General features: G+C 66.6%; 12 protein-coding genes. 9 read left to right on the top strand and 3 right to left on the bottom strand.

From position 1 onward, the window contains the following. Nucleotides 1–243: 243 nt before the first annotated feature. Complete coding sequence (locus tag JMF86_RS02300; protein WP_006477030.1) at nucleotides 244–1020, bottom strand: enoyl-CoA hydratase; 777 nt, start codon at nucleotides 1018–1020, stop codon at nucleotides 244–246. Nucleotides 1021–1149: 129 nt separating this feature from the next. Between JMF86_RS02300 and paaN the strand changes: the two genes are divergently transcribed. The 5 genes from paaN (at nucleotide 1150) to paaK (ending at nucleotide 6774) form a co-directional block, all read left to right on the top strand. After that, nucleotides 1150–2856, top strand: coding sequence for a phenylacetic acid degradation protein PaaN (gene paaN / locus JMF86_RS02295; protein ID WP_054928333.1), 1707 nt, complete (start codon nucleotides 1150–1152; stop codon nucleotides 2854–2856). Between the two features lie 87 nt (nucleotides 2857–2943). Beyond that, nucleotides 2944–4146, top strand: a complete 1203-nt coding sequence (gene pcaF, locus JMF86_RS02290) for a 3-oxoadipyl-CoA thiolase (protein ID WP_054928332.1) — start codon at nucleotides 2944–2946, stop codon at nucleotides 4144–4146. A gap of 45 nt (nucleotides 4147–4191) precedes the next feature. Next, nucleotides 4192–4983, top strand: coding sequence for a 2-(1,2-epoxy-1,2-dihydrophenyl)acetyl-CoA isomerase PaaG (paaG, locus tag JMF86_RS02285; protein WP_027813574.1), 792 nt, complete (start codon nucleotides 4192–4194; stop codon nucleotides 4981–4983). Between the two features lies 1 nt (nucleotide 4984). Next, nucleotides 4985–5437 carry a hydroxyphenylacetyl-CoA thioesterase PaaI gene (gene paaI, locus JMF86_RS02280; protein WP_011546526.1) on the top strand — a complete coding sequence of 151 codons (453 nt, stop codon included), beginning with the start codon at nucleotides 4985–4987 and terminating at the stop codon, nucleotides 5435–5437. Between the two features lie 38 nt (nucleotides 5438–5475). Further along, on the top strand, nucleotides 5476–6774 hold the full coding sequence (gene paaK, locus JMF86_RS02275) for a phenylacetate--CoA ligase PaaK (protein ID WP_054928331.1): 1299 nt from the start codon (nucleotides 5476–5478) through the stop codon (nucleotides 6772–6774). 287 nt (nucleotides 6775–7061) lie between these two features. Here paaK and JMF86_RS02270 read toward each other — a convergent pair whose 3' ends face one another. Continuing rightward, a complete protein-coding gene (locus tag JMF86_RS02270) occupies nucleotides 7062–8186 on the bottom strand; it encodes a murein transglycosylase A (RefSeq protein ID WP_027809350.1) in 1125 nt (374 codons plus the stop codon). Nucleotides 8187–8214: 28 nt separating this feature from the next. Here JMF86_RS02270 and JMF86_RS34955 point away from each other — a divergent pair, with 28 nt between their 5' ends. After that, nucleotides 8215–8358 carry a hypothetical protein gene (locus JMF86_RS34955; protein ID WP_006482075.1) on the top strand — a complete coding sequence of 48 codons (144 nt, stop codon included), beginning with the start codon at nucleotides 8215–8217 and terminating at the stop codon, nucleotides 8356–8358. Between the two features lie 21 nt (nucleotides 8359–8379). Here the strand turns inward: JMF86_RS34955 and apaG are convergent, their stop codons facing one another. Then, nucleotides 8380–8754 carry a Co2+/Mg2+ efflux protein ApaG gene (apaG, locus tag JMF86_RS02265; protein WP_006477037.1) on the bottom strand — a complete coding sequence of 125 codons (375 nt, stop codon included), beginning with the start codon at nucleotides 8752–8754 and terminating at the stop codon, nucleotides 8380–8382. Between the two features lie 177 nt (nucleotides 8755–8931). Between apaG and rpe the strand changes: the two genes are divergently transcribed. From rpe to trpE, 3 genes are all read left to right on the top strand, one after another. Next, nucleotides 8932–9618 carry a ribulose-phosphate 3-epimerase gene (rpe, locus tag JMF86_RS02260; RefSeq protein ID WP_006482066.1) on the top strand — a complete coding sequence of 229 codons (687 nt, stop codon included), beginning with the start codon at nucleotides 8932–8934 and terminating at the stop codon, nucleotides 9616–9618. 4 nt (nucleotides 9619–9622) lie between these two features. Then, nucleotides 9623–10387: a phosphoglycolate phosphatase gene (locus tag JMF86_RS02255; RefSeq protein ID WP_054928330.1), complete on the top strand. Its 765-nt coding sequence runs from the start codon at nucleotides 9623–9625 to the stop codon at nucleotides 10385–10387. A 357-nt stretch (nucleotides 10388–10744) separates the two neighbouring features. Then, entirely contained in the window at nucleotides 10745–12238 is a 1494-nt protein-coding gene (trpE, locus tag JMF86_RS02250) for an anthranilate synthase component I (protein ID WP_006477040.1), read from the top strand. The last annotated feature ends 8 nt before the right edge of the window (nucleotides 12239–12246 follow it).

Here is a 12246-nt window from a genome sequence, read left to right as displayed (position 1 = left end):
CAGAGGCTCGCTACCGCCGAACCTCAACAGCACTGCTTCCCTTCCTTCCGCGCCGTGTTTCCGTTAGCGCGAAAGAGGCGTGATTCTAAGCACCCGCCCCCATCCACGCAAGCGCTTTGTGAAGAAAGTTTGAAAAAGCCTCCGTGCGCTGCCGCGCACGGAGGCTTTTGATGAACGGGTCAAGGCGATTCCGCCGATAACCGATGCAGGCCAGCCACCGGACACCCGACCGACGCCAGTCGATCAGCGGTGCTTGAACACCGGCTTCCGCTTCTCGACGAACGCCGCCATCCCTTCCTTCTGGTCTTCGGTTGCGAACAATGAATGGAACAACCGGCGCTCGAAGTGGACGCCTTCAGCCAGCGTCGTCTCGTACGCGCGGTTCACCGACTCCTTGACCATCATGACCGCCGGCAGCGAAAACTCGGCGATCGTCGTCGCGGCAGCAATCGCCTCCTCGAGCACCTTGTCGGCCGGCAGCACGCGCGAAACGAGCCCGGCACGCTCGGCCTCGGCGGCGTCCATGAAGCGCGCGGTCAGGCACATGTCCATCGCCTTCGCCTTCGATACCGCGCGCGGCAGACGCTGCGTACCGCCCGCGCCCGGCATGACGCCCAGCTTGATTTCCGGCTGACCGAACTTGGCCGTGTCCGCCGCGAAGATGATGTCGCACATCATCGCGAGTTCGCAGCCGCCGCCCAGCGCAAAGCCCGAAACTGCGGCAATGATCGGTTTGCGGATCTCGCGGACCGTCTCCCAGTTGCGCGTGATGTAGTCGCCCCGATAAACATCCATATAGGAGTAGGTCGCCATCATGCCGATGTCCGCGCCGGCCGCGAATGCCTTCTCGCTGCCGGTCACGACGATCGCACCGATATCGTCGTCCGCATCGAACGCCTTCAGTGCCGCGCCCAACTCATCCATCAGCGCATCGTTCAGCGCATTCAGCGCCTTCGGACGGTTCAGCGTCACCAGACCGACACGCCCCCGGGTCTCCACCAGGATGTTCTCGTAAGCCATCTATTTCTCCTCGATCAATGAAATGAGAAACGCCTCGCACATGCGAATAGTTTGATGCTATCATTCTCCGACCAACCGGTCGGTTAATTAATCGATCCAATCCCTCTCAACGTTCATCAGGCCGCCGCCATGACCCACGCACTGTTCACGAAGCACGAAGACACGCTGAAACACGCACTCGCCGCCATCGAGAGCCGCGGGTACTGGAGCCCGTTCGCCGAAATGCCGAGCCCCAAAGTGTACGGGGAAAGCGCCAGCGCGGACGGTGAGGCCGCGTTCAAGTCACACCTCGACAAGACCTTCGTGCTCGACCAGCCGGCGACCGGTGAAACGGTCGGCGCCGAGCGCTCGCCGTACGGCATCGGGCTGGGCGTCCGGTACCCGAAATCGACGCCCGACGCACTGATCGCTGCCGCCGCCGCCGCGCAACGCACGTGGCGCGAAGCCGGCCCGAGCGCATGGGTCGGCGTCAGCCTCGAAATCCTCGCGCGCCTAAACCGTGCAAGCTTCGAAATTGCCTACAGCGTGATGCACACCACCGGGCAAGCCTTCATGATGGCGTTTCAGGCCGGCGGCCCGCACGCGCAGGACCGCGCCCTCGAGGCGGTCGCCTATGCGTGGGACGAACTGCGCCGCATCCCGGCCGACGCGCACTGGGAAAAGCCCCAAGGCAAGAACCCGCCGCTCGCGATGCACAAGCGCTACACGATCGTGCCGCGCGGCACGGGCCTCGTGCTCGGCTGCTGCACGTTCCCGACCTGGAACGGCTACCCGGGCCTGTTCGCCGACCTGGCAACCGGTAATACCGTGATCGTCAAACCGCACCCCGGCGCGATCCTGCCGCTCGCCATCACGGTGCGGATCGCCCGCGACGTGCTGCGCGAAGCCGGGTTCGATCCGAACGTCGTCACGCTCCTCGCGACCGAACCCAACGACGGCGCCCTCGTCCAGGACCTCGCGCTGCGCCCCGAGATCAAGCTGATCGACTTCACCGGCAGCACGCAGAACGGCACGTGGCTCGAACGCCATGCCCACCAGGCACAGGTCTACACCGAGAAAGCCGGCGTCAACCAGATCGTGATCGACTCGACAGACGACCTGAAGGCCGCCGCCAAGAACATCGCGTTCTCGCTGGCGCTGTACTCCGGCCAGATGTGCACGGCACCGCAGAACATCTACGTGCCACGCGACGGCATCCGGACGACCGACGGCCATGCGAGCTTCGACGAAGTCGCGCAGGCGATCGCGGTTGCCGTGCAAAAACTCACCGGCGATCCAGCTCGCTCGGTCGAACTGATCGGTGCGATCCAGAACGACGGCGTGACTGCGCGCATCGACGACGCGCGCAAGCTCGGCCGCGTACTCGCGGACAGCGTGACGCTCCAGCATCCCGCCTTCCCCGATGCGCGCGTGCGTACGCCGCTCGTGCTGCAACTCGACGTGGCCGACCGCGAGAAATTCACACAGGAGTGGTTCGGCCCGATCTCGTTCGTGATCGCGACCGACTCGACCGCGCAGTCGCTCGATCTCGCCGGTGAAATCGCCGCCGAGCATGGTGCGCTGACCCTCTCCGTCTACAGCACGGACGACGCAATCGTCGACGCCGCACACGACGCGGCAGTGCGTGGCGGCGTCGCGCTGTCGATCAACCTCACGGGCGGCGTATTCGTCAACCAGTCGGCCGCGTTCTCCGACTTCCACGGCACGGGCGCGAACCCGGCCGCCAACGCAGCGCTGGCCGACCCGGCATTCGTCGCCAACCGGTTCCGCGTGGTGCAAAGCCGCGTCCATGTTGCCCCGAAGGCGGCACCCGCGGAAGCTGGCCAGACGGCATAACCCGATTGGCCGACGTGCAAACGCCACTACGTTCTCTACCATGAACGAATCCGCCACCCGGCGGGTTCGTCACTCACCGATACGCTCATGACAGACGCCTACATCTGCGATGCGATTCGCACCCCCATCGGCCGCTACGGCGGCGCCCTGAAAGATGTCCGTGCTGACGACCTCGGCGCGGTGCCGCTCAAGGCGCTGATCGAGCGCAATCGCGACGTCGACTGGGCGGCGATCGACGACGTGATCTACGGCTGCGCGAATCAGGCCGGCGAGGACAACCGCAACGTCGCGCGCATGTCGGCGCTGCTGGCGGGCCTGCCTGCTGCCGTGCCGGGCACGACGCTGAACCGGCTGTGCGGTTCCGGCATGGACGCGGTCGGCACGGCCGCGCGCGCCATCAAGGCAGGTGAAGCGCGCCTGATGATTGCAGGCGGCGTCGAGAGCATGACGCGCGCGCCGTTCGTGATGGGCAAGGCCGCAAGCGCGTTCGCGCGCCAGGCCGACATCTACGACACGACGATCGGCTGGCGCTTCGTCAATCCGCTGATGAAGCAGCTGTACGGTGTCGATTCGATGCCGGAAACCGCCGAGAACGTCGCGGTCGACTACGACATCAGCCGCGCGGATCAGGACCTGTTCGCGCTGCGCAGCCAGCAGAAGGCCGCACGGGCGCAGCAGGACGGCACGCTCGCTGAAGAAATCGTCGCGGTCACGATTCCGCAGAAGAAAGGCGATGCCATCGTCGTGTCGCGCGACGAACATCCGCGCGAAACGTCGCTCGAAGCGCTCGCGAAACTGAAGGGCGTCGTGCGTCCCGACGGCTCGGTAACGGCCGGCAACGCGTCGGGCGTGAACGACGGCGCCTGCGCGCTGCTACTCGCCAATGCGCAGGCGGCCGACCAGTATGGCCTGCGCCGCCGCGCGCGCGTCGTCGGCATGGCGACCGCCGGCATCGAGCCGCGCGTGATGGGCATCGGCCCCGCGCCGGCCACGCAGAAACTGCTGCACCAGCTCGGCATGCGCATCGACCAGTTCGACGTGATCGAACTGAACGAGGCGTTCGCGTCGCAAGGTCTCGCCGTGCTGCGCATGCTCGGCGTGGCCGACGATGATCCGCGCGTGAACCCGAACGGCGGTGCGATCGCGCTCGGCCACCCGCTCGGCGCATCGGGCGCGCGGCTCGTCACCACGGCACTCCATCAACTCGAGCGTACCGGCGGCCGCTTCGCGCTCTGTACGATGTGCATCGGCGTCGGCCAGGGCATCGCGATCGCGATCGAACGCGTGTAACCCACGCGCCGCCCGCCTATAACGAAGTCATGAAGGAGACACTGCATGTCCTATCAGGCGATCCAACTGGATATCGATCAGGCTGCGGGCGTGGCCACGGTCACGCTCAACCGGCCCGACAAGCTGAACAGCTTCACGCGGGCGATGCATCGCGAACTGCAGTCGGCGCTCGATGAGGTCGAGGCGGCCGGCGTGCGCGCGCTGATCCTGACGGGTGCGGGGCGCGGCTTTTGCGCGGGTCAGGATCTGGCCGACCTCGACTTCACGCCGGGCGCGTCCACCGATCTCGGCACGCTGATCGACGAGCATTTCAATCCACTGATTCGCCGCCTGCAGCGCCTGCCGATTCCGGTGATCGCCGCCGTCAACGGCACGGCAGCCGGCGCCGGCGCGAATCTGGCACTGGCGTGCGATCTGGTGTTTGCCGCCCGCTCGAGCAGTTTCATTCAGGCCTTCGTCAAGATCGGACTCGTGCCCGATTCGGGCGGCACGTGGTTCCTGCCGCAACGCGTCGGTATGGCACGCGCGCTGGGGCTCGCGCTGACCGGCGACAAGCTCGGCGCCGAGCAGGCCGAACAGTGGGGCCTGATCTGGCGTGCGGTCGACGACGACGCGCTCGTCGCGACAACCCGCCAGCTCGCCACCCAGCTCGCGCAGCAGCCGACGCTCGCCATCGCATCGATCAAGCAGTCGATGCGAGACAGCGTCACGAACACGCTCGATCAGCAGCTCGACGTGGAACGCGACCTGCAGCGCAAGCTCGGCCAGTCGCACGACTATGCGGAAGGCGTGCAGGCTTTCATCGAGAAGCGCGCACCGCGCTTCGAGGGGCGTTGACATGACGAATGCCACCGCCACGCTCGACCCCGATTCGCTCGCCCGCGCCACCGCGCAGGCCATGTACGACGCCGACGCCTGCAGCCGTGCGTTCGGTATGGAAATCGCTGAAGTACGCGCAGGCTACGCCCGCCTTCAGATGCGCGTGCGGCCCGAATTCCTGAACGGGCACCAGACCTGCCACGGCGGGATCATCTTCACGCTCGCCGATTCGACGTTCGCGTTCGCGTGCAACTCGTACAACCTGAATGCGGTCGCGGCCGGCTGCTCGATCGAATTCCTCCGCCCCGTGCACGGCGGCGACCTGCTGACGGCCGAGGCGATCGAGCAGGCGCGTGCCGGCCGCCACGGCATCTACGACATCCGCGTCACGAACCAGACAGGCGAGACGGTCGCGATGTTTCGCGGCAAATCCGCCCAGATCAAGGGCACGGTCATCCCGGAAGACCACTGACGTCGGCGGCTCGTCCATAACAAACACTGGAGACATGCATGACTACCCCGCTACCGCTCGAGCCGATCGAGACCGCCTCACGCGACGAGCTGACCGCGCTGCAGCTCGAACGCCTCAAGTGGTCGCTCCGGCATGCGTATGACCACTCGCCCGTCTATCGCCGCAAGTTCGACGAAGCGGGCGTGCATCCGGACGACCTGAAGTCGCTCGCCGACCTGTCGCGCTTCCCGTTCACGACCAAGGGCGACCTGCGCGACAACTATCCGTTCGGGATGTTCGCGGTGCCGCAGGACCAGATTTCGCGTATCCATGCGTCGTCCGGCACGACCGGCAAGCCGACGGTCGTCGGCTATACGGCCGCCGACATCGACACGTGGGCGAATCTCGTCGCACGTTCGATCCGCGCCGCGGGTGCGCGCCGCGGCGACAAGGTGCACGTCAGCTACGGTTACGGGTTGTTCACGGGCGGGCTCGGCGCGCACTACGGCGCCGAACGCGCGGGCCTCACCGTGATCCCGTTCGGCGGCGGCCAGACCGAGAAGCAGGTACATCTGATCCAGGATTTCCGGCCCGACATCATCATGGTCACGCCGAGCTACATGCTGTCGATCGCCGACGAGATCGAGCGCCAGGGCCTCGATCCGGTGCGGAGTTCACTGCGCATCGGCATCTTCGGCGCGGAGCCGTGGACCAACGACATGCGCGTCGCGATCGAACAGCGGATGGGCATCGATGCGGTCGACATCTACGGGCTGTCCGAAGTGATGGGCCCGGGCGTGGCATCCGAATGCGTCGAGACCAAGGATGGCCCGACCATCTGGGAAGACCACTTCTATCCGGAAATCATCGACCCGGAAACCGGCGAAGTGCTGCCGGACGGCGAACTCGGCGAGCTCGTCTTCACGTCGCTGACGAAGGAAGCGCTGCCGATCATCCGCTACCGCACCCGTGACCTCACGCGCCTGTTGCCGGCCACCGCCCGAACGATGCGCCGGATGGAGAAGATCACCGGCCGGTCGGACGACATGATGATCGTGCGTGGCGTCAACGTGTTCCCGACGCAAATCGAGGAGCAGTTGCTCAAGCAGCGTGCACTCGCGCCGCACTATCAGATCGTGCTGACGAAGGAAGGCCCGCTGGACGTGCTGACGCTCAACGTCGAGCCCTGCCCGGAAACCGCGCCCGACACCGCGGCGATCCAGGCGGCGAAACAGGCGCTCGCGTACGACATCAAGTCGCTGATCGGCGTGACGGCCGTGATCAACGTGCTGCCGGTGAACGGCATCGAGCGATCGGTCGGCAAGGCGCGCCGCGTCATCGACAAGCGCAAGAGCTGAGGTCACCTCGCCGCGCAGGCGAGCGGCGCGAACTTCGCGCACTCGCCGCACGCACGCCGCGCAGCGGCGAATCCGAGCCTGCAAATGAAACAGCCCGGTCGGCCAACGCCGATCGGGCTGTTCTACTCCAAAGCATCGTTCGACGTGACACGCAGAGCATCACGCGAACTGAAATCAGACGGACACACCGGCGATCAGACCGGCACGCCCCGCGCACAATGAGACGCGCCATCCATGCCGCGTCTCGTTCACGAGCCACCCTCCGGGCAACCCGCGCCGCCCCCAAATCACGAATTCGGGAACAGCAGCCACATCCGGCCGACCTGCTTCATCCGGCCGGCCTGGTCGCCCGCGTCGTCGCCAAGCCCCCAGAAATAGTCCGCCCGCACGCCGCCCTTGATCGCCGAGCCCGTATCCTGCGCGAACACGAGCCGGTTCATCGGCGTATTCGTCAGCGGACGCGTGGTCTGCAGGAACACCGGCGTGCCGAGCGGGATCGACGACGGATCGACCGCGATCGAGCGCTCAGGCGTCAGCGGCACGCCGAGCGCACCGATCGGACCGTCCGCGCCGCCGTGCGGCGCATCCTCCTTGGTCGGCATGTCGCGGAAGAACACGAAGCGCGGATTCGTGTCGAGCAGCGCGTCGACGCGCGTCGGGTTCGCTTTCGCCCAGGCCTTGATGCCCTGCATCGTCGCCTGCGCGGGCGTCAGCTCGCCGCGATCGAGCAGCCATTTGCCGATCGAACGGTACGGTTGATTGTTGGTGCCACCGAAGCCGACCCGCATCACCGAACCGTCGTCGAGCAGCACGCGCCCCGAGCCCTGCACCTGCAGGAAGAACGCCTCGATCGGATCGTCGACCCACACGAGTTCGTTGCCGTTCAGGATGCCGGCGCGCTCGAGCTGCGCGCGTGCCGGCAGCGCGGCGCCCGCGCGATAGCCGGCCGGCCAGCGATAGAGCGCGTACTGATACGGGCCGCGACGCACGCGCGAACCGTGCAGCAGCGGCTCGTAATAGCCGGTCACGAGCCCGTCGAGCGTACCGTCGGTATTCGCGAGCTGGAACGGCGTGAAATACGTTTCGAAGAAGGTGCGGGCGCTGCTGACGTCGAGTTCGTCGAGCCGGTCGGCGGCCGCGCAAGCGCGCGTCCAGGCCGGCTGACGCGCAAGCCGCGCGCAATTTTGTCGCAGCGCGGCCGTCGCGCCGATCAGCGAATCGTCCTGCCAGCCCGGCACCTGCTGCCACGCGACCGGCGTGAGCCGCTTCGCGGCGACCTGGCCCGGCACGATCGCCGCGCCGGTCGGCGGCTTCAGCGCGGAAGTTCGCGTCGGCGCGCCGCCGCACGCCGCGAGCAGCGCCGCCGCAGCAGCAGCGGCCATCCACCCGGCCAGCCGGGGCCCAAACCACATACAATGTCCGTTCTTGATGGAAACCGCCATGTCAGATTTTCTCGACCAATATCCGATGCTCATCTTCGCGCTCGAAGCCTTCGTAGCACTTGCCCTGCTGATCTTCATCGTCGTGTGGACGTCGTCGGGCAGAAAGAAGCAGGCCCGCCACAACGACCGCCAGCCGCGCTGACGCGCGCCGCACACTGCACGCTCAATGCAGCGTGCGCGGCATGTGCAGGGCGAACTCGTCGACCGGCGCCTCGAAACGCTCGCCGTCCTCCGCCACGCAGAAGTACGCACCGCGCATCGTGCCGACCGGCGTCGCGATCACGGCCCAGCTCGTGTATTCGAAATGCTCGCCCGGCTGCAACAGCGGCTGGTGCCCGACGACGCCGAGCCCCTTCACTTCCTGCACGTGGCTTTCGCTGTCCGTGATGATCCAGTGACGGGCGATCAGCTGCGCCGCGACCTGTCCGGTGTTGCGGATGGTCAGCGTGTACGCGAATGCGTATTGACGGTGATCGGGGTCGGATTGTTCCGGCAAGTAGCTGGTTTTCACCGAAACGGTGAACTGATACTGACTCATGGTGTGTCCGCTCTAGGTAACCGCGCGCGCCGACTCGAGCGGCCGGGCCGCGGGCGCGCCGCATTGGTTCGGCATTCTATGCGCAATCGGGCCGCAACCGCACGGCCTGCCGCCGCGCAGCGGGTCGCCGGACGGTAGAATGACGGTTTTGCGCCGCAACGTCCCCGCTCCCCTGCCATGACTCAATTCCGCATCGCCCCCAGCATCCTGTCGGCCGACTTTGCACGGCTCGGCGAAGAAGTCCGCAACGTAGTCGCCGCCGGCGCCGACTGGATTCACTTCGACGTGATGGACAACCATTATGTGCCGAACCTGACGATCGGCCCGCTCGTCTGCGAGGCGATCCGCCCGCACGTGCAGGTGCCGATCGACGTGCACCTGATGGTGCGTCCGGTCGACCGGATCGTGCCCGATTTCGCGAAGGCCGGCGCGAACCTGATCAGCTTCCACCCGGAAGGCTCCGATCACATCGACCGCACGCTGTCGCTGATCCGCGACCACGGCTGCAAGGCCGGTCTCGTGTTCAATCCGGCCACGCCGCTGAACTACCTCGACCACGTGATGGATCGCCTCGACTTCGTGCTGCTGATGTCGGTGAACCCCGGCTTCGGCGGCCAGTCGTTCATTCCGGAGACGCTGAACAAGCTGCGCGAGGCGCGCGCCCGCATCGACGCGTACACCGAGCGCACCGGCCGCGAGATCCTGCTCGAAGTCGACGGCGGCGTGAAGGCCGACAACATCGCGGAAATCGCGGCGGCCGGCGCCGACACGTTCGTCGCGGGCTCGGCGATCTTCGGCAAGCCCGACTACCGCAAGGTGATCGACGAGATGCGCGCGGCGCTCGCGACCGTCGAACGGAGCTGACGCCGTGACCGACTCGTCGTTCGCCGGCCGCACGCCGGCCGGGGCCGCCACGGACGCGGCCCCGATCCGCTTCGCCGCGCCGCGCATCGATGCGGCGCTGATCGACCTCGACGGCACGATGGTCGACACGGCCGACGATTTCACGGCCGGCCTGAACGGGATGCTCGCGCAGCTCGGCGCGCCGGCCACGTCGCGCGACGAAGTGATCGGCTATGTCGGCAAGGGCTCCGAACACCTGATCCAGAGCGTGCTGAAGCCGCGCTTCCAGGCCGACGAAGCGCAGGCGCGCTTCGACGACGCACTCGCGATCTACCAGACCGAATACGCGAAGATCAACGGCCGCCACACGCGTCTCTATCCGGACGTGGCAGCCGGGCTCGACGCGCTGCGCGCGGCCGGCATCCGGCTCGCGTGCGTGACGAACAAACCGCACCGCTTCGCAGTCGAGCTGCTCGAGCAATACGGGCTGGCCGGCAGCTTCGGCATCGTGCTGGGCGGCGACAGCGTCGCGCGCAAGAAGCCCGACCCGCTGCCGATGCTGACGGCCTGCGATGCGCTGGGCGTCGCGCCGGACGCCGCGGTCGCGATCGGGGACTCGGAAAACGACGCGCTGGCAGGCCGCGCGGCCGGGATGGCGACGCTGACGGTGCCGTACGGCTACAACCACGGCAAAGCTATACAAACGATAAATTCGGATGGTATAGTCGATTCGTTGCTGGTCGCGGCTCGCGCAATTTCCGCGCACAACGCCGGCCGGCCAACCCTCTGATTATTTCTTCCATCCGCATGTTTCTGAATAAAAAACGGAGTCTGAGCAGCATCGACCGGGGAGCCTGGCCCTGGCGTCGCTGGTCGCGCTAACCTCTTCGATGAGGTACGCTGAAGCACGTCTTCAGCGCCGTTTTTTATCTCGCTGCGCATCCGCGCGCCGATCGTCGCACCACCTCGAGTTCCACCGTGTCCGAACGCTTGCGTTCAGGCTCGGCCGCAGGCTCGCGACGTTCACGCCCGGAGTGCCGGCCGGCAACAGGCACTTCTCGATCGACCGCCCTTTCGCCGACGGCCACCCGCGCAGCGTCAAGTGATCCCTGGCGCACGCGCCGCTCGTCCCGAACAGGACCGGAACATGACCGAACTCGAATTCCAATCGCTGGCGAACGAAGGCTACAACCGCATCCCGCTGATCGCGGAAGCCCTCGCCGATCTCGAAACGCCGCTGTCCCTCTACCTGAAGCTGGCCCAGCCCGAACGGGCGGGCGCCAACTCGTTCCTGCTCGAATCTGTGGTCGGCGGCGAGCGTTTCGGCCGCTACTCGTTCATCGGCCTGCCGGCCCGCACGCTCGTGCGCACCCGCAACGGCGTGTCGGAAGTGGTGCGCGACGGCCAGGTCGTCGAGACGCACGACGGCGACCCGTTCCAGTTCATCGAATCGTTCCAGGCGCGCTTCAAGGTCGCGCAGCGCCCGGGCCTGCCGCGTTTCTGCGGCGGCCTCGCCGGCTACTTCGGCTACGACGCGGTGCGCTACATCGAGAAGAAGCTCGCGAACACCGCGCCGCGCGACGATCTCGGCCTGCCCGACATCCAGTTGCTGCTGACCGAAGAAGTCGCGGTGATCGACAACCTTGCCGGCAAGCTCTACCTGATCATCTACGCGGACCCGGGCCAGCCCGAAGCGTATGCGAAGGCGAAACACCGCCTGCGCGAACTGAAGCAGCGCCTGCGCACGACCGTGCAGCCGCCCGTCACGTCGGCGAGCGTGCGCACCGAGACGTTCCGCGAATTCAAGAAGGACGACTATCTGGCCGCCGTGCGCCAGGCGAAGGAATACATCGCGGCCGGCGAGCTGATGCAGATCCAGGTCGGCCAGCGACTCACGAAGCCGTACCGCGACAATCCGCTGTCGCTGTACCGCGCGCTGCGCTCGCTGAATCCGTCGCCGTACATGTATTACTACAACTTCGGCGATTTCCACGTGGTCGGCGCATCGCCGGAAATCCTGGTGCGCCAGGAAAAACGCGGCGAAGACCAGATCGTCACGATCCGCCCGCTCGCCGGCACGCGCCCGCGCGGCAACACGCCCGAGCGCGACGCGGAACTCGCGACCGAGCTGCTCAACGATCCGAAGGAGATCGCCGAGCACGTGATGCTGATCGACCTCGCGCGCAACGACGTCGGCCGCATCGCGGAAATCGGCTCGGTGCAGGTGACCGACAAGATGGTGATCGAGAAGTACTCGCACGTGCAGCACATCGTCAGCTCGGTCGAAGGCAAGCTGAAGCCCGGCATGACGAACTACGACGTGCTGCGCGCGACGTTCCCGGCCGGCACGCTGTCCGGCGCGCCGAAGGTGCGCGCGATGGAACTGATCGACGAGCTCGAGCCGGTCAAGCGCGGGCTGTACGGCGGTGCGGTCGGCTACCTGTCGTTCTCGGGCGAGATGGATCTCGCGATCGCGATCCGCACGGGCCTGATCCACAACGGCAACCTGTACGTGCAAGCGGCGGCCGGCGTCGTCGCGGATTCGGTGCCCGAATCCGAATGGCAAGAGACCGAGAACAAGGCGCGCGCGGTGCTGCGTGCGGCCGAACAGGTCCAGGACGGCCTCGATAGCGACTTCTGACCGGAGAC

Source organism: Burkholderia sp. E168m15, from assembly GCF_016586105.1.
GTDB classification, from domain to species: domain Bacteria; phylum Pseudomonadota; class Gammaproteobacteria; order Burkholderiales; family Burkholderiaceae; genus Burkholderia; species Burkholderia orbicola.
The sequence above is the reverse complement of the archived record's forward strand: the minus strand, read 5'-3'. Positions and strand labels throughout refer to the sequence as shown.

Bases quoted from the DNA above. Each gene is read 5' to 3' on its own strand.
- paaG (WP_027813574.1), top strand. From the start codon at position 4,192: ATGTCCTATCAGGCGATCCAACTGGATATCGATCAGGCTGCGGGCGTG.
- paaI (WP_011546526.1), top strand. From the start codon at position 4,985: ATGACGAATGCCACCGCCACGCTCGACCCCGATTCGCTCGCCCGCGCC.
- paaN (WP_054928333.1), top strand. From the start codon at position 1,150: ATGACCCACGCACTGTTCACGAAGCACGAAGACACGCTGAAACACGCA.
- JMF86_RS02270 (WP_027809350.1), bottom strand. From the start codon at position 8,186: ATGTGGTTTGGGCCCCGGCTGGCCGGGTGGATGGCCGCTGCTGCTGCG.
- trpE (WP_006477040.1), top strand. From the start codon at position 10,745: ATGACCGAACTCGAATTCCAATCGCTGGCGAACGAAGGCTACAACCGC.
- pcaF (WP_054928332.1), top strand. From the start codon at position 2,944: ATGACAGACGCCTACATCTGCGATGCGATTCGCACCCCCATCGGCCGC.
- JMF86_RS34955 (WP_006482075.1), top strand. From the start codon at position 8,215: ATGTCAGATTTTCTCGACCAATATCCGATGCTCATCTTCGCGCTCGAA.
- rpe (WP_006482066.1), top strand. From the start codon at position 8,932: ATGACTCAATTCCGCATCGCCCCCAGCATCCTGTCGGCCGACTTTGCA.
- JMF86_RS02300 (WP_006477030.1), bottom strand. From the start codon at position 1,020: ATGGCTTACGAGAACATCCTGGTGGAGACCCGGGGGCGTGTCGGTCTG.
- apaG (WP_006477037.1), bottom strand. From the start codon at position 8,754: ATGAGTCAGTATCAGTTCACCGTTTCGGTGAAAACCAGCTACTTGCCG.
- paaK (WP_054928331.1), top strand. From the start codon at position 5,476: ATGACTACCCCGCTACCGCTCGAGCCGATCGAGACCGCCTCACGCGAC.